The following is a 19388-nucleotide window of genomic DNA, read 5'->3' as shown; positions in this document are numbered from 1 at the left end:
CTTTTACTAGGAAGCGCCTAGCCTCCATGGCATCCTAAGGGGTTCCTTTGGAGTTGAGCTGTGGCGTCCATTTTATCAGCCGGATTCTGGTCCAATCTGTTCACGTCCGACCTTGCGATCGACCTGGGCACGGCTTCGGTTCTGATCCACACCAAACAAGCGGGACGCATCGTCGTCTATGAACCCTCCATCGTGGCCATCAACACCCAGACGGGGGATGTGGAAGCCGTGGGCGACGAGGCCAAGCAGCTCCTGGGCCGGGCCCCCCAGGGGGTGAAAACCGTCCGCCCCATGAAGGACGGCATGATTTTCGAGGTGGACGCCGCCGAGAAGATGCTGGCCATGTTCATCCTGAAGGCCCGCCCCAACAAGGGGCTGGCCCGCACGCGCATTGTCGTGAGCGTGCCGCCCAGGGCCCACCAGGTGGCGCGCCGCGCGGTGAAGCAGGTCTGCTACGACGCCAAGGCCGGCGAGGTCTTCCTGGTGGACCAGACCATGGTGGCGGCCATCGGGGCAGGCCTGTCCATCAATGAAAAACGTGGCTGCATGATCGTGGATATCGGCGGCGGGACCACCGATGTCGCGGTGATCTCCTACAACGGCAAGGTGTTCTCGGACTCGATCACCGTGGCCGGGGACGAAATGGACGAGGCGATCATCAAGTTCATCCGCGAGAAGTACAACGTGCTGATTTCCGAAACCAGCGCGGAGCGGGTGAAGTGGGAGCTGGGCTCGGCCTACCCTTCCGAACAGGTCCGCACCATGGAGATCAGCGGCCGGGACCAGTTCGAGGGCCTGCCCAAGACCTTGACGCTGAATGATTCGGAAATCCGCGAAGCCCTCTCGGAACCCATCAACGCCATCATCGATCTGGTGCGCAAGGCGCTCAATGAAACCCCGCCCCAGTTGGCGGCGGATCTCATCGAGCGCGGCATCTGCATCACCGGCGGCGGCTCCAAGATCCAGGGCATGGATGACCGGCTCCGCAAGGAAACCCATCTCCCGTGCTATCGGTCGGAGGATCCGCAGACCGCGGTGGTGCGTGGCACCGCCATGCTGCTTGAGGACATCCCCTTCCTGAGGCGCATTCAGATCCTCGACTGATGGCCACCACCCGAGGCGGATGGCGCTCCGCGGGCTGGCAGGCTTGGATCCTGGGCCTGCTCTGGCTCGGGCACGGGCTTTGGGTGATGAGCGGGCGCTGGCCCGGCCTGGGCATCTCGAAAGCGCTGGACCTGGTTTCGGGGCCGGTGCTAAGGGCTTCCGCCAAATGGGAGGCCCGCCGCGAGGCCAAGGACGAAAAAGTCCGGAATCTCGGAATCGCCCAGGGAGAAATCGCCAACCTCAGGAGCAGGGTGGCCTCCTTCGAACTCCAGGAAGCCAGGGAAGCCCCCCGCCGCGCCGAGGCTGAAGAGGCCATCCGGCTCCTGGGGCTCAAGCAGGAGCTGCCCCTGGAAGCCCGGGCCGCCAGGGTCATCGCCAACACCCGGAACACGCCCTTCGGAGGACTGGTGATCGATCAGGGCCCCGAACCCGGCCTCCAGCCCGACCAAGGCGTCATCGTCCCCGAAGGGGTGGTGGGGCGGATCTGGAGCGTCGGCCGCCGGCAGGCGAGCGTGCTTCCCTTGGATGCCTACAATGCCTCCACGGGCGTGATGCTGGCGCGGAGCCGCGCCACCGGGGTGTTGCAAGGCACGGGCCCCGGCAAAGCCGAGATCCGCTACATCAGCAGCCAGGAAGGCGTCCAGCCGGGTGAAGCGGTGTACACCTCCGGCCTGGACCGGGTGTTCCCGCGAGGGCTCCTGGTCGGCTTCGTGAGCCAGGTGCGGCCGCGGGATAGCGAATTGAAGGTGGAAGTGGCCCTTTCGGCGCCCTTGGACCGGCTGCACCTGCTGCTGGTGCTGCCGCCCAAGCCCCCGATCGAGGTGGGTCCTCCCGCGGCGCCGCAGGCCGGTCCTGGAAAGGGGCCGCAATGACCGCCCGCAATGCTCCATCCAGGGTCCGATCCTCGCTGGTCTGCCTCTTGGCGTTGGTCGGCATCTTTTTCGCGGCGCCATGGCCGTCGCTCCAGGCGGTTTTCCATGTGGCGCTGGTGCTGGGCCTTGCGCCTTTGGAACCGCTGCCCCTGGTGGCGGGACTCTGGGCGGTGGCCGCGGGCTGGGTCGCCGAGGGCACCCTGCGCATGGTGCCCCACCCCGGCGCCGCCGCCTGGGTGGACCTGACCGCCACTCTGGTCGTGTTTTTCCTGAACCGGTTCTGGCCCGCGGACCGGCGCCTGATCTGGTGGGCGAGGCTGGCCGGATTCACCCTGCTGCACGCGCTGCTGCTGCATCTTGCGACCGCTCTGGCCTCCGGACCCCACGCCTGGGGCCGGGGCTGGCTCTGGGCCTTGCTCACGTCGCCCCTGTGGGCGATGTTGGCCTGGCGGCTCAAACCCACCGCCTATCTGAGGTAGCCGTGGACCTCCGCCAACGCAACCTCCTGCGCAAACGGCTCGCCACGCTCCAGGCCGCCGCATGGCTGATGGTGCTGGGCCTCGGCCTGGTCTACGCATGGCTGCAGGTGGTGAGGCGGAGCGAATTGCAGCAGCTGGCCCTGAGCCAGGCGGTGAAGGTGCGCACCACGCCCGCGCCGCGGGGCATCATCTTCGACCGGAACGGGCATCGCCTCGTGGACAACCGCAGGGCCTTGCACCTGGTGATCCAGCAGGAGGACCTCCCGAAGGAAGCCTCGCAGGTGGAATCCCTGGCCCAGGCGCTGGAGCAGGACCCGGCCCAATTGGCTCGGCGGGTGCAGATGGCGCGGAGCGCCGGGATGAAACGCTCCCTGATCGTGCAGGACAACCTGGATGACTCCGGCCTGGCGAGGGCGGAGAACCTGCGGGCCCGGTTTCCTTTTCTCAGCATCGAAGTGGCGCCGCGGCGGGTGTACCAGGGCGACGAGCTGGCCGCCCACGTGCTCGGCTACGTGGGCGAGGTGAATCCACAGCTCATGTCGAAGGAGCCGGGCCGCTACCAATTGGGCGAGATCGTCGGCCGCAGCGGATTCGAAGCTGCCCGGAACGATCTGCTGAAGGGCCAGGATGGCCAGCGGAAGAGCCTGGTGGACCACCTCGGCCGCGAAGTCGCGCTCTACGGGCTGGAGAATTCCACACCGGGCCAAAGCGTGTATCTCACGTTGGACTCAGGGCTCCAAAAGACCATGCAGGATGCCTTTGGCGAAGAGCGGGGCGCGGGCGTGGTGATCGATCTGCGGGATGGCGGCATCCTCGCGCTCTACTCCAGCCCGTCCTTCGATCCCAACGCATTCCTGGGCCACATGAGCCAGGAGGACGTGGACCTGTACGTGCGCAACCCCACCCAGCCCATGCTCGACCGGGCCACCCAGGGGCTTTATCCGCCGGGTTCCACCTACAAATTGCTGATCGCGCTTTGCGCCCTGGAAAAGGGCATCATCTCTCCGGAATCCACGTTCACCTGCCATGGCAGGAAGACCTACTACGGCCGCGAATTCCGGTGCGACGGCGTCCACGGGACCCTGAATCTGGTGCAGGCCATCGCCCGGAGCTGCGATGTCTATTTCTATGAGCTGGGAGCGCGGCTGGACGTGGATGAAATCCACGCGACCGCCGCCAAATACGGGCTTACGGAGCTCACCCAGGTGGACCTCCCCAATGAGCTGCCTTCGCGCATTCCCAGCCGCGACTGGAAGGCCAGGCACGGGCGCAAGGAAAAGAAGTGGTACGCCGGCGAAACCATCAGCGTGGCCATCGGCCAGGGCCAGAATGGCGTCACGCCCATCGCGCTGGCGCGCTTCTACGCGATGCTCGGCGCCAAGGGGAAGGTGCTCACGCCGCACCTGCTCTACGGCCAGCGCGACGAATCGGGGCAGATGAAGATCATCCCTCCCCAGAAGCCGAGGGACGCGGGGCTGGATCCGAAGGTCTGGGCCGTCCTGGATGAAGGCCTGTATGAAGTGGTGCGCAGCGGCACCGCCCACAAATCAGCCCTTCCGGGCGTCACCATGTGCGGCAAGACCGGGACCAGCCAGGTCACGACCTTCGTGGACAAGGCGCACTATCGGACCCTGGCCAAGCAGTTCCGGGACAATGCGCTGTTCGCCGGCTACGCGCCGCGCGAGAATCCGCAGATCGCCTGGGCGGTCGTCGTGGAGAACGCTGGGTTTGGCGCCGATGCCGCCGCGCCCATCGCCCGGAAATTGTGCCAGTACTGGTTCCTCGACCGCTTGAAGAAACCGCTGCCGCCTCCCGGCGGAAAACTGCCGGACGCTTTTGAAGAACCCCAAAGCGATGAGGCCGAGCAGGACCAGGAGCCGGCCGCCCCGCCCAAGCCCCAAGCGGACGGTGCCCGGTGATGAACCTGCCGATGACGCCGGGCGCATTGAACAAATCCACCCGGAACCTGGATCCGGTCCTGCTGTTCCTGGTGCTGGTCCTCAGCACCCTCGGCACGCTCACCCTCTACTCCGCCGGGAAGGGCACAGCGCACCAGGCTTTGTGGCTCCGGCAGAGCGTTTGGAACGGACTGGGCCTGCTGGCGATGCTGCTGTTATCGCGCTTCGACTACCGGCGCCTGGCGCAAAGCAGTTTGTCCATCTACATCACGGGCCTTCTGGGCCTGCTCGTGGTGCTGGTCATCGGGCATACGGTTTCCGGTTCGAAGAGCTGGCTGACCTGGGGCGGCATCAGCCTCCAACCGTCCGAATTCGTGAAGTGGATCGTCCTGCTCTTCGTGGCCCACCGGCTGGGCACCAAGTCGCCGGAGGGCCTCACGAACTGGGATCTGGTGGGGGCCGCGGGACTGTTGTTCTTCCCCATGTTCCTGGTGCTCAAGCAGCCAGATCTGGGCGTGGCGATGACCTATTCGCCGATCCTCCTGCTCTTCCCCCTTCTGCGGGGAATCCGCTGGAGATGGGTCGTGGCGGGGGTCCTGGGCTTCACGCTGCTCTCCACGGTGGTCTGGAACTATAAGCTGAAGACCTACCAGAAGGAGCGCATCCTCACCTTCATCGATCCTTCCCGCGACTTGAAAGGGAAGGGCTACCAGGTGAACCAGAGCCGCATCGCCATCGGCGCCGGGGGGCTGTGGGGCAAGGGCTTCATGAGCGGCTCCCAGACCCAGTTGAACTTCCTTCCCGTGAAGACCACGGATTTCGTGTTCTCCGTGTGGGCCGAGGAACGGGGGTTCGTCGGCATCCTGATCGCGCTTGCGCTGTTCGGCGTGCTCCTGCACCGGATCCTCGCCATCGCGGGGGAGGCGACCACGGCGATCGGAACCTATTTCTGCGTGGGGGCGGCGGGGATCTTCGGCTTCCATATCCTGATCAACATCGGCATGGTGAGCGGTGCCCTTCCCACCACGGGCATTCCCTTGCCCTTCTTCACCTACGGCGGCTCCAGCACCTTGGCCTTCTTCCTGGCCCTGGGCATCATCATGAACATCCACCACCAGGCCAAGTCGAGGTGAAGGTGCAGGGTCCAGAAATCCGGTGGGCCTCGGCCCAGCAAGACTATTTCAACGGCGATGGGGCGGGCGCCCTGGCCCATTGCCGGGCGGTGGTGGAAGCCATTCCGGGACATGGCGAGGCCTGGCATCTCGGAAGCGTGATCCTTCATGGATCAGGCCAGCTGGAGGAGGCGCTCGAGTGGATCGGCAAAGCCATAGCGCTGAACCCCGGCTCGCCGGTTCCCCTGCTCCACAGGGCGCTGATGCTGCGGGAGACGGGTGAGGCCGAAGCCGCGAGGCGCGCCTTCGAAGCCGTGCTCGAACAGGAGCCGATGAATTTCGAGGCCCACTACTTTTTGGGCCTGATGGCCTATGATCGCAACGAGGGCGCCACGGCAGTGGATCACCTCCGGAAGGCCCTGGCCCAGTCCCCCGATCTTGCGGATGCCCACGCGCGCCTGGGCGCCCTGCTGGACAGCGCGAACCGGACGGCCGAGGCCCGATGGCATTTCCAGAAGGCGGCCGCGCTTCTGCCCGGGGACGCCGGGGCCCACTTCAACCTGGGCGAGATCAACCGGCGCATGGGCCATCCCGCGGAAGCCATTTCAGCCTTCCAGCGCGCGGTGGATCTGGATCCCGCGCACAGCGCGGCCCTGCATAACCTGGGGACGCTGCTGCGCTGGGAATGGCGCATCCAGGAAGCCCTGGCGGTCTTCGAACAGGCTGAGCGGCTCAGGCCGGATCCACCCACTTTGAACAACCACGCGCGGCTGCTCAAGGACTTGGGACGGTTGGATGAAGCGCTCCCGAGGGTGAAGCGGGCGGTCGAGCTCGAACCTGATTCAGCCCTGATGCGCAGCAATTACATCTACGGACTCCATTTCCCGGATGGACCTTCCAACGAGATGATCGCGGAGGCCCATCGGACCTGGTCGGCGGTCCACGAAGCGCCTACGGAGCCATTGGCGGAACTCCCCGTGCGGGACCCGGAAAAGCGGCTCCGCGTTGGATTCGTCTCCGCGAATTTCCATCGCCACTCCTGCGCGTTCTTCCTGGAACCGCTGCTCAGCCACTATGACCGGAAGGCCATGGAAGCCGTCGCCTACGCATCGGTGGAGGTGGAGGACGCGGTGACGGACCGGTTCCGCGGCCTAGTGGACCTTTGGAGGGACGTGAAGGATCTGGAGGACAAGCCGCTGGCGGAGCTGATCCGGCGGGATGGCGTCGACATCCTGGTGGACCTGGGAGGACATACCGGCGGGAACCGGCTCGGGGCTTTCGCGTTCAAGCCCGCGCCGCTGCAAGTGACCTGGTTGGGCTACCCGAACACCACCGGCCTCTCGCGCATGGATTTGCGGATCAGCGATGCCTGGGCCGATCCCGAGGAAGGCACCACCTGGCACTCGGAGAAGGTCGTGCGGCTGCCGGGAGGGTTCCTCTGCTACCAGCCACCCTCCGAGTCGCCGGAGATCGCGGAAACGCCCATGGCAAGGAGGGGCTACCCGACCTTCGGATGCTTCAATGCTCTGGCAAAGCTCAGTGATTCCACGCTGCGGGTGTGGGCGGAGGTGATGCGGCGCGTGCCGGAAGCCAGGCTTTACCTCAAGACTTGGGCGTTCGGGGATGAAGCCGCGAAGCGGCTGGTGGTGCAGCGCCTCCTGGATGCCGGATTGCCGGAGGAAAGGCTGATGCTCTCCTCCTGGGTCGAGGGCGACCGCGAGCACCTGAGCCTTTACGGCCAGATCGACATCGCGCTGGATCCCTTTCCTTACAACGGCACCACCACCACCTGCGAAGCCATGTGGATGGGCGTGCCGGTCATCACCCTGGAGGGCGATCGCCATTCGGCGCGGGTGGGCTCGAGCCTTCTGAACCAGGTGGGGCTCCGGGAATGCATCGCTGCCTCTGAATCGGAGTACGTGGAGAGGGCCGTGCTGCTCGGCGGGGATGGAGAGCGCCTGAAGGCGCTGCGGGGCAGCCTTCGCGCGCGGATGATGGGCTCTCCCCTTTGCGACGGGCCGGCCTTCGCGGACAAATTTGGAAGGGCGCTGCGCTCCGCCTGGGTGGAACGCTGCGGGACGGTGGGCTGATCCCATGGCGATCGATCCATCAACCTTCTGGAATGCGGCGAGGACGGCCTTCGAGGGCCGCAGGTTCGCCGATGCGCTGGCCGCCGCCGCCCAGGTCCTCGAGATCGACCCCGGCCACACCGAAGCCTTGCAGCTCAGCGCCCTGGTCCACCGCGAATTGGGGAGCCTGCCCAAGGCGGTCGAATTCCTCAGCCGGGCGGTGGGGACCGCGCCCACGATGGCCGCCCTGAAACTCCAGCTCGGCGCCCTGTTCCAGGAAGCAGGCAGGCAGGCGGAGGCCCGGGAGCAGATGGAGGCCTGCATCCAGCTCGGTGCTCCCCATCCCCAGGCCTACCTCGGCCTGGCCCAGCTCCATGGAGACGATCCCCAGCGCGCCATGGCGCTTCTACGGGAGGCTACGCAGCGTTTTCCGGGCAGCGGAGAAGCCTGGAACAACCTTGGGCTGATCCTGGCTTCATCGAATCAGCTCGATGCAGCCATCCCCTGCTTCCGCCGGGCCTCGGAAGTGGCGCCAGGCCTGCTGGCCGCTCACCTGAACCTCGGCCAGGCCCTCATCCGGCAACGCGATGCCCTGGGCGCGCAGGAGGCGTTGCGCCGGGCCGCGGCGCTGCGTCCCGCGGGTGCGGCGGAGTTCGCTCGGATGCTGGAAGGGCTGGGCGACGAGCTGGTGGGACTGGGCCGCCGGGAGGATGCAGAGACCGCCTTGAAAGGAGCTTTGGTCCTGGACCCGACCTCCAAGGGCGCCCATCAATCCCTGGCGCTCATGCGCTACCGCCAGGCACGGTTCACCGAGGCCAAACTCCACTATGAGAAGGCGCTGGCCCGCGACGCCACGGACATCCTCACCCTCAACAATTACGGCAACCTGTTGAAGGCGATGGGCCTGGCCTCCGAGGCCGCCAAGGTGCTCGCCCAAGCCAAGGCCCTGCACACCGGGCAATGGGAAACCCACAGCAACTATCTCTTCGCCCTCAACGATCTGGAGGACTGGAGCCCGGATGCACTGTTCGAGGCCCACAAAGCCTATGGCCGGGAATTCGGGGTGGAAACCGCTGAAGCCCGGGCGCCGATCACTGATCCGGTCCCCGGCCGGAAATTGCGCGTGGGCTTGGTGTCAGGCGATTTCCACCGGCACTCCTGCTGGTATTTCTATGAATGCCTGTTCGAGCACCTGGACCGGGAAGCCTTCGAGTTGTGGGTGTTCTCCACGGGTTCGGAAAAGGATCTGGTGACCGAGGGGTTGAAGCGGGGCGCGGGGGCCTGGCATGAGCTGGGGGCCCGGTCGCTCGGAGAATCCGAAGCGCTGATCCGCCGGGAGGCCGTGGATGTCCTGATCGATCTATCGGGCCACAGCGCCCGCAACCGCCTGCCGGTGTTCGTGAACCGCCCCGCCCCCGTGCAGTTCACCTGGCTGGGTTATCCCAATACGACCGGACTCACCTGTTTTGATGGCCGCATCACCGATGAATGGGCCGATCCGCCTGGCTCCGAGGCGCACCACACGGAGCCCCTGGTGCGCCTCCCCGGCGGTTTCCTGGCCTATAAGCCGTTGATCACCGCGCCCAAACCCGCGGCGCCGCCCTCGGTCCGCAAGGGGTTCACCACCTTCGGCAGTTTCAATGCGCTGCACAAGCAGAACGGCCGGACCTTGAGGCTCTGGGGACGGGTCCTGGCAGCCGCGCCCGAAGCTCGGCTCCTGCTGAAGGCCCACCAGCTGGCGGATCCCGGCGTCCAAGCGCTGACCCGGAAGCGGGCCGCCGAAGCGGGGATCCCGCCGGACCGGCTGGACCTCAGAGGATGGGACAGCAGCCCGGAATTCCACCTCGAACGCTATGGCGACGTGGACATCGCGCTGGACCCGGTTCCCTACAACGGCACCACCACCACCTGCGAAGCCATGTGGATGGGCGTCCCGGTGGTCACGCTGGCCGGGGACCGCCACGCGGCCCGCGTCGGCGCGAGCCTCCTGAACCAGGTGGGCCTGGCCCGTCTCATCGCCTCGGACGAGGACGCCTACGTCCGCATCGCTCTGGAGCTTGCGATGGATGCCACGCGCCTCGCGGATCTGCGCGCCTCCCTGCGGGCCCGGCTGGTGGAGTCGAGCCTCTGCGATCGCAAAGGCTTCGCGCGCAAATTCGAAGCCCTGATCCGGAGCGCCTGGGTCGAAGCCTGCGCGAATTCCCGATGAGCGCCGGGGGAGGCTCCTTCGATGCGGCCTTGCGTTTCAGCGCAGGGAGCCAATCCGTCGCGGCCGAAGCGGAGTGCCGCGCCCTGCTGGAACGGGAACCGGAGCACAGCGACGCGCTTCATCTGCTGGGGATGCTGCTGAGCGGATCCGGGCGGCTGGAGGAGGGGCTGCCGCTGCTCGCGCGCTCCCTTGAACTTCGTCCCCTGAATCCCGGCTTCGCGATCAACCTGGCCCACGCCCTCGGCCTGGCGGGGCGCCTGCGCGAAGCCGTGGAGGCCTTGGAGCCCGTCGCCCGGGCCCATCCAGCGTTCATCCCGGGCCGCCTCAAACTCGGCCAGCTGCTGCGCCACGAGGGGCGGCTCCAGGAAGCGAAAGCCCACTTCGAGTTCGTGGCCCAGGTGGAGCCCAGCAACCGCGACGCCTGGATGGCCCTGGGGGAATCGGCCCTGGCTACGGGACGGCCCGGGGAAGCGATGCCCTTGCTGGAGCGGGCGGTGGCGCTCACGCCCAACGACCCGGTGGCCCAGGAGTATCTGCTGTACGCCCGGCTTTTCGACCCAGCGTTGGAAGTCCGGGATCTCGTGGCCGCCCACCGGGAATGGGTGCGCCGTTTCGCGCCCACGCGGCCGGGTCCCGCATTCGCCGGGAAGGATCCGGACGCGCGGCTGAAGGTCGCCTTCCTGTCGCCGGACTTCCGGCGGCACTCCTGCGCCTTCTTCCTGGAAGGCCTCCTGCGCAACCTTGATCGTGGACAGGTGCGGGTCTTCGGCTACAGCGACACGCTGAAGCCCGATGGGGACACGGAGCGGCTGAAGCAGCTTTGCGATGAGTGGCGCGATGTGACGGGCAAGTCCCACGCGGCGGTCGCTGAAATGATCCGCGCGGATGGCATCCATGCGGCCCTCGACCTAGCGGGCCACAGCGCCTCCAATCGGCTGCCCGTTTTCGCCGTGAGGCCGGCGCCGATCCAGCTCAGCTATCTCGGCTACCCCGCCACGACCGGCATGGATTGCTTCGATGGCCGCATCGTGGACACCCTCACCGACCCCGCTGGTTCCGAAGCCCATGGCACCGAGCCGCTCCTGCGGCTGGGCCGGACCTTCCTGGCCTATGCGCCCCCTCCGGATGCCCCAGCGCCAGGTCCCTCTCCGGCGGATAAAAATGGATTCATCACCTTCGGCAGTTTCAACAACCTCGCCAAGGCGAACGACCGCGTAGTGGCCCTCTGGGCCTCGATACTGCGCGACTGCGCCGGCTCCCGCCTTCTGCTCAAGTCCCATACCCTGGCGGACGGCAGCGTGCGCGAAGGGCTGTGCGAGCGTTTCGGGCGCCATGGGATCGACTCGGAGCGGCTGGATCTGAGGGGCTGGAGTTTCGAGGGATCGCCGCTCCTGCCCTACCAGGAGGTCGATATCGCCCTGGACCCGTTCCCCTACGCGGGCACCACCACGACCTGCGAGGCCCTCTGGATGGGAGTCCCGGTGGTCACGCTGGAAGGCTCCCGGCACGCGGGCCGGGTGGGCGTGAGCCTGCTGAACGCCGTGGGGCACGGCGAGCTGGTGGCTGCGGATGAACAGTCCTACCAGCGCATCGCCCTGGAATTGGCGGTGGATGAGCCGCGCCGCAACCGGATGCGGGAGGGCTTGAGGGTTGCCATGGCGGCCTCCAGCCTCTGCGATGGTGCTGGACTGGCCAGGGAATTGGAGGCGCTGCTCCGACGGATCTGGCGGGAGAAATGCCGGGAGAAGGGCTGAACTACGCCTCCGGCTCCTGTTTGGTCCCCTTGGAGAAGCCGCGGCAATAGGCGAGCTGGCCGGCCCTGGGAATCAATTTCCAATACTCCACCTTGTGAAAACCCGCTGCGTAGACCATGGAAGCCAGACAGTTGAGGGAAGGCGCCCACCAGTTCGTCTCGTTGTTGCCGTATTCCTTCTTCGGGTAGAACTCCATCACCATGTGGCCGGCGTAGCCGCGGCCGAAACCGCCCTGGTGGGGGCTGTAGTCGTCGCAGATGGCGCTTTCGATATAGATTTCGCGGTCGCAGACCGCCCCCAGGCGATCCAGGGCCAGCAGGGGGTGCCGCAGGTGGTACAGCGTGCCGAAGCAGAAGACCACGTCGAAGCGGCCGAGCTTATCCTCGGTCACGTCGTAGACGCTCATCTCGATGCGCTTGCAGCGGTCCTCGCCGTAGCCAAGGGCCTCCCGGCAAAAATCGAAGGTCTCCCAGCCTTTCCGCTGGCGGGTCTCAAGTTTTCCGAGGAAGTCGGAGAAATCATCGATGGCCACGACCTCCCGCGCGCCCCTCCGCAGCGCCTCGAAGCTCCAGTAGCCGTCCCAGGCGCCGACATCCAGGACCCGCAATCCATCCAGGCGATCTGGCAACTGGTAGGCCTTGGCCTCCAGGGGCGCCCAGCCGGGGGTCACCACGCCCTCCGCCAGCTCGATGCGGTGGTACCAGAACGGGAATTCCTTGATTCCGGCTTCCAGGGCGGCTTTGGCTTCGGGTGTGAGCGGGGTTTGGATCATCGGAACTCCATTTCCAAGAATACCGATTTCAAGGCCGCATCGGGAGCTATGGCGGATGGCCGCAGCCCGCTAGCCTAGGTGCATGGATCTCCGCGCCCGCATGAAGCAACTCGCCGATCAGGTGCTGGAGCACCGCCGGCGCTATTACGTCCAGGATGCGCCGGCCATCTCGGATGCGGAGTACGACGCGCTCGAGCGGGAACTGCGAGGACTTGAAACGGACCATCCGGAATGGGCGGATCCCAACAGTCCGACGCTCCGGGTCGGGGCGCCGCCCGTGGAGAGCTTCGAAAAAATCCGGCATCGCACACCCATGCTCAGCCTGGACAATGCCTACGCCGAAGCCGAGCTTCAAGATTGGTCCGCCCGGATGCAGCGGCTGCTTCCGCCGGACACGCACCTGGATTTCGCCGCGGAACTGAAAGTGGATGGCCTTTCCCTGAGCCTGCACTACGAGGACCGTGCGCTGGTGGAGGCCCTGACCCGGGGCGATGGCGAAGTCGGGGAAAACGTCACGGCCAACGCGCGCGCCATCGCCGACATTCCTCTCCGCCTCGCGCCCGAGGCCCCGGACCTGGTCGAGGTGCGAGGCGAGGTTTTCCTTTCTCGGCGCCGCTGGGCGGAAATCAACGCGGAGCGGGATCTTGCCGGCGAGGCGCGCTTCGCGAATCCCCGGAACGCGGCCAGCGGGACCATGAAGCTGCTGGACAGCCGCATCGTGGCGAAGCGGAGGTTGCAGTTCCTGCCCTGGCAATGGCTGGGCGCCGAGGATCATTGCGCCGCGATGCGCCAGCTTGCGGAATGGGGCTTCACCGCCATGCCCGGGAAGGTCGAAGGGGATCTGGAGGCCGTGCTGGCGTTCATCCAGGAACAGGCGGAAGCCCGTTTGCGGCTGCCTTTCGACACGGACGGCGTGGTGATCAAGGTCCGTGATGCCGCGCTCCAGCAGCGGCTCGGCAACACCGATCGCGTTCCCCGCTGGGCCATCGCGTACAAGTACCCGGCCACGCAGGCGACGACCCTGGTGGTGGCCATCACCTGGCAAGTGGGGCGCACGGGCAAGCTCACGCCCGTGGCGGAACTGGAGCCGGTCTTCGTGGCGGGTTCCACGGTCCGGCGGGCCACCCTGCATAACGCGGACGAGGTGGAGCGCCTCGGGTTGCGGCCCGGGATGAGGGTCTTCATCGAAAAAGGCGGCGACGTGATTCCGAAAGTCGTGGCGGTGGTGCCCGGCCAGGATGCAGGTTCACTGCCGCCGTCGGCCATTCCAGAATGCTGCCCCATGTGCGGCGGTGAAGTGGGCAAGGATGACGAAGGCGAAGTGGCCATTCGTTGCCTCAATCCCGAATGCCCCGCGAAACTCGAAGCGCGCCTGCTGCACCTGGGAGGCCGCAGCGCCTTGGACATCGAGGGCCTGGGCGATGCCATGGCGGAACAACTGGTGGCCTCCGGCCGCTTCGCGCAACCCTGGGATGCCTTCACCATCTTGGGCTTCGAGGGTGAAGGCCTGCCTTTCGTCGCGGGCCTGGATCGCATGGCTGAGAAATCCGGACAGAACTTCATCGAGGCCCTGAAAACCGCGCGCACCAGGCCTTTGTCCCGCTGGATCCATGCCCTGGGCATTCCCTTCGTGGGGGCGAAGACGTCCGAATTGCTGGCCGAAGCCCATCCAAGCCTAGAAGGCCTTTGGTCCGCCACCGAGGAGCGGCTTCAGGCGGTGGAGGAGGTGGGCCCGAAGGTGGCCTCGGCCATCCGGGCCTTCGCGGCCCTGCACCCTGACCTGCCCTCCCACCTCCAGGCCATGGGCATCCATCCGGCGCCTCCGGTGCCAAGGGATCTGAGCGCGCTGCCGTTGAAAGGGCAGGTGGCCGTGGTCACGGGCACGCTGCCGACCCTCAGCCGCGAAGCCGCGGAGGCCCTTCTCAAACAGCTCGGCGCCAAGGTCACCGGCTCCGTCAGCGCGAAAACCACGTTGCTGGTCGCCGGGGAGAAGGCCGGTTCGAAGCTCGCCAAGGCCCAGGAACTGGGCATCCCTGTGCAGGATGAAACCTGGCTGCTGGACCTGGAACCCAAACCTTAACGCCAAGGGCCTTGAGTCTTGGAACGAGGAGAGGGGATCGCTCCGCCGCCACCGGCTGATAATCCGAAAGGTCCGGTCAACCCTCGGCTATGCTGGGGCGTCTATCCCAAGATCGAGAACCCATGAGAACCCGCATCGGCAAGTTTGAAATCCAGCGTCGCTTGGGCGAAGGGGCCATGGGCGAGGTTTTCCTGGGGCGGGATCCGATCATCGGCCGGGAGGTGGCCATCAAGACCATCCGCCCCCAGATCGCCACGGGAGAGGAAGCCCGCGAACGCTTCTACCGCGAGGCCAGGGCGGCGGGGACCTTGAACCATCCGAACCTGGTCACGGTGCATGAATTCGGGGAAGACGACGGAACGCTTTTCCTGGCCATGGAATATGTGCCGGGCCAGGATCTGCAAACGCTGCTGCTGGACCACAGCCTGACCCGGCCGCAGATCCTGGAGATCGTGGCGCAGATCTGCGATGGGCTGGCCTACGCCCACGCCCGGGGCGTCATGCACCGCGACATCAAGCCCTCCAACATCCGCGTGGACTGGCACCAGGGGCGGCCCTTCGTGAAGGTCATGGATTTCGGCATCGCGCGCATCGCGGGGTCGGACATGACGGGCTCCGGAACGATCCTCGGAACCTTCGGCTACATGGCGCCGGAATACATCTCGTCAGGCATACCCGATCCGCGGGCGGACATCTTCGCGTGCGGCGTGATCCTCTATGAAGCCCTGGCCGGGGAACGGCCCTTCCTCGGCGACACCACCGCCACGGTGCTCTACCGCATCGTCCACGAACAACCAAAACCCATGGATCCCGCCCATCTCCATGGCATCAGCCCAGCGGTGCAGAGCATCCTCGACCAGGCCCTCGAGAAGGATCCCAGCCTGCGCTACCAGCGGGCGGAGGTCATGTCCGCGGCCCTGCGCTCGGCCAAGGATCCGCACTGGCTGGGAGGCGTGGCCATGGGCACCACCGCGTCGATGAAGTCCTCCAGCCGGGAGGCCCAGGCGGCACCCACGGTGGCGGCGAACAGCGCCAGGACGGCGACATCGTCCCCGGTCGCCGCGGCCCGGCCCGCCACCAAGACCCCATCCAACGCTGGGATCTGGGCAGCGGGGCTCATCGTCGCCGCGGGTCTCGCGGCTGCCGGAGCCTGGTTCTGGCTGCGGGAACCGGCGAATCCTCCAACCTCCCTCGCCCAGGCCAACCCGGCCGGCAGCGCGATGAGTCCGGCGGCGGTGCCCCCCAGGACGCCGGCTCCAAAGATCGAGGTCCCCAAGGCGATTCCGGTGGAGCCGAAGGACAGGATCCTTCCCAGGCCGCTCCCTTTCGACGCCGAAAAGGCGCCTGAACCTCCCATGAGTCCAGAGCGGCCCCAACCCGTGCAGGAGAGCGGCGGAACAGCGGGCATCAACGAGGCATCCGGAGACGTCGAGAGCCATCCCCAGAGGGCCCATCAGCTTTTTCAAATGATGCAGCGGAAGGATCCCCAGAATGCCAGGGCCTACGCGCTGGATCTGGTGGCGCTCTACCACATGGGCCAGTATGGCGAAATGGCCGCGCTCCTGCACAAGGCCAAGGCCAGCGGCGTCAACCCGCGGGCTTTCAACGCCTATCCGCGGTTCCGGATGATGATGAAGGAAGAGGCCCGCGCCCATCGCATTCCCCGGCCGCTCGCGGAACGCATGAAGGCCGCGGGGCACGATTTCAATTCAGGCGAGTAGCCGCCAAACTTTCCGATTTATGGATTCGGCCCCATGGATTCGACGCTCCGGATCTTCCAGTGGCTCCCAATCTTTCTCCATCGGATGACAAAACTCCGCCGCCCCATGTCCTCGGGAATCAGGCCGCCGCCTTTGGCCGTGAGCACCAGCTCCACCGCCTGCGTAGCCCCGTCCCGGTTGATCTGCACCTTGTTGGCCAGCACGGCCACGCCCACTTTCTGATGCCGGAACACGCCCATCAGATAGAGCCGCGCCGCGCCGCGGTCCATGCCTTCAGGGCCCTGGAAATCCTGGGACAGCATGTCCGAGGCCGCGCCCGCGTCGCTCTTCTCCAGGGCTTCGACCGTGGAGGCGAAGGCTTCCCGCACCTGGTCCTCGGGGCTGCCCTGCTTGCAGCCCAGGAGGCTACAAAGTGTCAAAGCCGTAAGGGCGATCGGGCGCATGGGTTCTATGCTAGAGCTTTGGCCGATGTCCGGCCCAGGGATTTTCATGACCACCACGCAGCGCTTCGCCACCACCTGCATCCACGCGGGCCAGCAGCCGGATCCCTACAGCGGCGCCATCATGACGCCGGTCTATTTCACATCGACCTACATCCAGGAAGGCCTGAACCAGCACCGCGGCTTCGAGTACGCCCGCACCCGCAACCCCACCCGGGATGCGGTGGAAGGCAACCTGGCCGCTTTGGAAGGGGCGGACTTCGGCGTCGCCTTCGCGTCGGGCCTGGCCGCGACCCAGGCCATCCTGGAACTGCTCTCCAGCGGCGACCATCTGGTGCTCGGCGACAACGTCTACGGCGGCACCTTCCGCCTGGTGGACAAGGTCATGGCCCGCTTCGGGCTGGCCTACACCCAGGTGGATACCTCGGATTTGAAGGCGCTGCGCGGGGCCATCCGGCCCAACACGAAACTCGTGATGCTGGAGACGCCCACCAATCCGATGCTGGGGATCACGGATATCGCGGCGGTGCGGGGCCTGCTCAAGGAGCTGGGCACCTCGGCGCTGTTGGCCGTGGACAACACCTTCGCCACCCCCTTCAACCAGCGGCCCCTGGATTTCGGCGCCGACCTCGTCTTCCATTCCACGACCAAATACTTGAATGGGCATAGCGACAGCATCGGCGGCGTGGCGGTCACGAATTCGCGTGAACTGAGCGAGCGGCTGCATTTCATCCAGAACGCGGCGGGCGCCATCCTCTCGCCCATGGAAAGCTGGCTCATCCTGCGGGGCACCAAGACCCTGCACCTGCGCATGGAACGCCACAACGCCAACGCGCTTGAGATCGCACGCTGGCTGGAAGCGCGCAAGGATTTGAAGGCGGTCTACTACCCGGGCCTGGAATCGCATCCCCAGCATGGACTCGCCAAGCGCCAGATGTCCGGTTTTTCGGGCATCGTCAGCTTCGACACCGGCGATGCCGAACGCACGCGCCGGATGGCCGCGGCCTTCAAGATTTTTGCGCTCGCGGAATCCCTGGGCGGCGTGGAGAGCCTGATCTGCCATCCCGTGTCCATGACCCACGGCAGCGTCCCGGAAGGCGACCGCGCCAGGCTCGGCATCACCGATTCCCTGTTGCGCCTGAGCGTGGGCGTCGAGGATGTCCGCGATCTCATCGAGGACCTGGATCGCGCCTTGAAGGCCTAGTGGGCTATCAGCTTTCAGCTTTCAGCTATCAGCTATCAGCTTTGCTCATTCATGTTGGCTCATGGCTCATGGCTCATGGCTCATAGCTGTTGGCTGATAGCTTGACTGTGGGCGAAAGGCCTAGGCCGGAACCAGATCCCCGTCGTCCTTCTGCCGCTTGCGCAGGAAATCGTGCAGCGCTTCATAGTCCACGGTGGCCTTGCGTTTTTCCCAGGGCGCGCCGGCGTGCCAAAGGCCGACCATGTCCTCGGGGCAGCCCACGCGCTCCCAGATGTTTTCGAGGATGATCGCCAGCGCCTCGCTCGTGAGGTCCGCCTGCAGGGCGTCCCGGATGAGGGCCAGCCGCCAGCGGTCCTGGGCCGCGGACCAGCGCGTGCCGCCGGGACGCGGCAGCTTGCCGGTGCATTCGCGGCAGGCCTCCCAAAGCGTTTCCTCAAAACGGTCCAGGCCTCCGCCCTCCAGGCCCACGAGCCGCTCGCAGGCCTCGCCGCGGAAGCCGTGGCTTTGGACCCAGGACTGGATGTCCGCGGGTTTCAGGAGGCCGAAATCATAGCCGACCACCATCTCATTCCAGGTGATGGGTTCGTTGGCCCCGGACTGGCGCTGCAGGAGGAACATCCAGTTGCTGATGGGCATGGAACACCTCGCTCGGTTCATGACCACCAGGATGGTTTCCAGGTGTGAAAGCCCCGTGAAGGTTCCTGGATTTCCGCGGGACGGTTCAGGGAAATAGCTGTAACGCGAGGTGGGCAGCCACCCGCGCGCTGTCCCCGGCGCCCCCCAGGGTCGGCGCCAGCTCCATCACGTCGGCCCCCACCCAGGGGGCGGGCCAGCGGTGGATGGGCTGCAGCAGCGCGATGAGCTCCACCACGCTCAGGCCGCCCGGAACGGGTTCCGCCACCGCCGGGCAATGGGCGGGATCGAGCACATCGAGATCCAAGGACACGTAAGCCGGCCCTTGGGCCACCCGGGCGATGTCGCCCTGCAGCTGCGCCGCCAGGCGGCCATCGCGGAGATCCCAGGGCGTCCACATCCGCACGCCGGCGTTGGCGAGGAAGGCCAGTTCCTCGCTCTCGAAACGTGGAGCCCGCAGGCCGATCTGCACCGTGCGCCGGGGGTCTACCAGGCCTTCTTCGATGGCGGCCCGGACCCAAGTCCCGTGGTGGTGGACGGTGCCCCAGGCCTCGCCGTTTCCCGCGTCCGGATGGGCGTCGAAGTGGAGCAGGCCCAGTTTTCCGTGCTTCCGCCAATGAGCCCGCAGGGCGCCCAGGGTCATCAGGTGGTCGCCGCCCAGCATGAGTGTCCGTGCACCCAGGCCGATCCACGCCGTCACGGTTTCCTGCACGGCCGTGAGCGCCTCCTCGATGCCGAAGGGCCGGGTGGGGATGTTGCCGCCGTCCACCCAATCCAGGGCTGCGAAGCCCCGGGCAACCTCATCCGAACCGCTGCCCTGGAGCCGCAGGGGCATGGGCAGCCTTCCCATGCCCAGACTCGCGGCGCGCAGCGCCCACGGGCCCAGGCGCGCGCCGGGGCGGTTGAGCACTCCGCCATCGAAGGGCGCGCCGAGCACCACGCCCGGAACCTCCGAAGGCTCGAGCTGGAGGGGCAGGCCGAGGAAGGGAGTAAGGCCCGTGCGGAGGCCTTGGAGCAGCAAATCAGGGGTCATGGGCGCAG

At 66.4% G+C, this 19388-nt stretch carries 15 protein-coding genes; 11 read left to right on the top strand and 4 right to left on the bottom strand.

Translation table 11 applies throughout. From position 1 onward, the window contains the following. Positions 1 to 96: 96 nt before the first annotated feature. From IPQ13_08740 to IPQ13_08705, 8 genes are read left to right on the top strand one after another with little or no spacing between them, the layout of a single operon-like run. Complete coding sequence (locus IPQ13_08740) at positions 97 to 1104, top strand: rod shape-determining protein (GenBank protein ID MBL0210980.1); 1008 nt, start codon at positions 97 to 99, stop codon at positions 1102 to 1104. Continuing rightward, a complete protein-coding gene (locus IPQ13_08735) occupies positions 1104 to 1976 on the top strand; it encodes a rod shape-determining protein MreC (protein MBL0210979.1) in 873 nt (290 codons plus the stop codon). Before IPQ13_08740 ends, IPQ13_08735 begins: the two co-directional genes overlap by 1 nt. Further along, positions 1973 to 2455 carry a hypothetical protein gene (locus tag IPQ13_08730; GenBank protein ID MBL0210978.1) on the top strand — a complete coding sequence of 161 codons (483 nt, stop codon included), beginning with the start codon at positions 1973 to 1975 and terminating at the stop codon, positions 2453 to 2455. The genes IPQ13_08735 and IPQ13_08730 overlap by 4 nt, the downstream gene beginning before the upstream one ends. A 2-nt stretch (positions 2456 to 2457) precedes the next feature. Then, positions 2458 to 4374 carry a penicillin-binding protein 2 gene (mrdA, locus tag IPQ13_08725; protein ID MBL0210977.1) on the top strand — a complete coding sequence of 639 codons (1917 nt, stop codon included), beginning with the start codon at positions 2458 to 2460 and terminating at the stop codon, positions 4372 to 4374. Further along, a complete protein-coding gene (rodA, locus tag IPQ13_08720; protein ID MBL0210976.1) occupies positions 4374 to 5486 on the top strand; it encodes a rod shape-determining protein RodA in 1113 nt (370 codons plus the stop codon). Before mrdA ends, rodA begins: the two co-directional genes overlap by 1 nt. Positions 5487 to 5488: 2 nt before the next feature. Then, the gene (locus IPQ13_08715; protein MBL0210975.1) at positions 5489 to 7555 is read left to right on the top strand and encodes a tetratricopeptide repeat protein; all 2067 of its coding nucleotides are present in this window, start codon (positions 5489 to 5491) and stop codon (positions 7553 to 7555) included. A 4-nt stretch (positions 7556 to 7559) separates the two neighbouring features. Further along, positions 7560 to 9743 (top strand): tetratricopeptide repeat protein, encoded by a 2184-nt coding sequence (locus IPQ13_08710; GenBank protein ID MBL0210974.1) that lies wholly within the window; start codon positions 7560 to 7562, stop codon positions 9741 to 9743. Next, complete coding sequence (locus IPQ13_08705) at positions 9740 to 11497, top strand: tetratricopeptide repeat protein (protein ID MBL0210973.1); 1758 nt, start codon at positions 9740 to 9742, stop codon at positions 11495 to 11497. Before IPQ13_08710 ends, IPQ13_08705 begins: the two co-directional genes overlap by 4 nt. A gap of 1 nt (position 11498) precedes the next feature. Here the strand turns inward: IPQ13_08705 and IPQ13_08700 are convergent, their stop codons facing one another. Next, on the bottom strand, positions 11499 to 12269 hold the full coding sequence (locus IPQ13_08700) for a DUF1698 domain-containing protein (protein ID MBL0210972.1): 771 nt from the start codon (positions 12267 to 12269) through the stop codon (positions 11499 to 11501). Positions 12270 to 12369: 100 nt separating this feature from the next. Between IPQ13_08700 and ligA the strand changes: the two genes are divergently transcribed. Together ligA and IPQ13_08690 are read left to right on the top strand one after the other, a co-directional pair. Beyond that, positions 12370 to 14349 (top strand): NAD-dependent DNA ligase LigA, encoded by a 1980-nt coding sequence (gene ligA / locus IPQ13_08695; protein MBL0210971.1) that lies wholly within the window; start codon positions 12370 to 12372, stop codon positions 14347 to 14349. Positions 14350 to 14471: 122 nt separating this feature from the next. Continuing rightward, positions 14472 to 16070, top strand: coding sequence for a protein kinase (locus tag IPQ13_08690; protein MBL0210970.1), 1599 nt, complete (start codon positions 14472 to 14474; stop codon positions 16068 to 16070). A gap of 17 nt (positions 16071 to 16087) precedes the next feature. On the opposite strand, the gene IPQ13_08685 is transcribed toward IPQ13_08690, so the two are convergent. After that, a complete protein-coding gene (locus IPQ13_08685) occupies positions 16088 to 16513 on the bottom strand; it encodes a nuclear transport factor 2 family protein (GenBank protein MBL0210969.1) in 426 nt (141 codons plus the stop codon). Positions 16514 to 16559: 46 nt separating this feature from the next. Between IPQ13_08685 and IPQ13_08680 the strand changes: the two genes are divergently transcribed. Continuing rightward, the gene (locus IPQ13_08680) at positions 16560 to 17714 is read left to right on the top strand and encodes a PLP-dependent transferase (GenBank protein MBL0210968.1); all 1155 of its coding nucleotides are present in this window, start codon (positions 16560 to 16562) and stop codon (positions 17712 to 17714) included. Between the two features lie 120 nt (positions 17715 to 17834). On the opposite strand, the gene IPQ13_08675 is transcribed toward IPQ13_08680, so the two are convergent. Both IPQ13_08675 and IPQ13_08670 read right to left on the bottom strand, forming a co-directional pair. Beyond that, entirely contained in the window at positions 17835 to 18350 is a 516-nt protein-coding gene (locus IPQ13_08675; protein ID MBL0210967.1) for a hypothetical protein, read from the bottom strand. Positions 18351 to 18435: 85 nt separating this feature from the next. Then, positions 18436 to 19380, bottom strand: coding sequence for an arginase family protein (locus IPQ13_08670; GenBank protein MBL0210966.1), 945 nt, complete (start codon positions 19378 to 19380; stop codon positions 18436 to 18438). Positions 19381 to 19388: the final 8 nt, after the last annotated feature.

The organism is Holophagaceae bacterium, from assembly GCA_016720465.1.
Taxonomy (GTDB): domain Bacteria; phylum Acidobacteriota; class Holophagae; order Holophagales; family Holophagaceae; genus JANXPB01.
Note: the sequence above shows the minus strand (reverse complement) of the source record. Positions and strands in the feature narration are given on the sequence as shown.

What these genes read in the sequence shown, in the direction of transcription:
- IPQ13_08735 (MBL0210979.1), top strand. Translation starts at nt 1,104, where the DNA reads ATGGCCACCACCCGAGGCGGATGGCGCTCCGCGGGCTGGCAGGCTTGG.
- IPQ13_08730 (MBL0210978.1), top strand. Translation starts at nt 1,973, where the DNA reads ATGACCGCCCGCAATGCTCCATCCAGGGTCCGATCCTCGCTGGTCTGC.
- rodA (MBL0210976.1), top strand. Translation starts at nt 4,374, where the DNA reads ATGAACCTGCCGATGACGCCGGGCGCATTGAACAAATCCACCCGGAAC.
- IPQ13_08710 (MBL0210974.1), top strand. Translation starts at nt 7,560, where the DNA reads ATGGCGATCGATCCATCAACCTTCTGGAATGCGGCGAGGACGGCCTTC.
- IPQ13_08705 (MBL0210973.1), top strand. Translation starts at nt 9,740, where the DNA reads ATGAGCGCCGGGGGAGGCTCCTTCGATGCGGCCTTGCGTTTCAGCGCA.
- IPQ13_08700 (MBL0210972.1), bottom strand. Translation starts at nt 12,269, where the DNA reads ATGATCCAAACCCCGCTCACACCCGAAGCCAAAGCCGCCCTGGAAGCC.
- ligA (MBL0210971.1), top strand. Translation starts at nt 12,370, where the DNA reads ATGAAGCAACTCGCCGATCAGGTGCTGGAGCACCGCCGGCGCTATTAC.
- IPQ13_08690 (MBL0210970.1), top strand. Translation starts at nt 14,472, where the DNA reads ATGAGAACCCGCATCGGCAAGTTTGAAATCCAGCGTCGCTTGGGCGAA.
- IPQ13_08685 (MBL0210969.1), bottom strand. Translation starts at nt 16,513, where the DNA reads ATGCGCCCGATCGCCCTTACGGCTTTGACACTTTGTAGCCTCCTGGGC.
- IPQ13_08680 (MBL0210968.1), top strand. Translation starts at nt 16,560, where the DNA reads ATGACCACCACGCAGCGCTTCGCCACCACCTGCATCCACGCGGGCCAG.
- IPQ13_08675 (MBL0210967.1), bottom strand. Translation starts at nt 18,350, where the DNA reads ATGCCCATCAGCAACTGGATGTTCCTCCTGCAGCGCCAGTCCGGGGCC.
- IPQ13_08670 (MBL0210966.1), bottom strand. Translation starts at nt 19,380, where the DNA reads ATGACCCCTGATTTGCTGCTCCAAGGCCTCCGCACGGGCCTTACTCCC.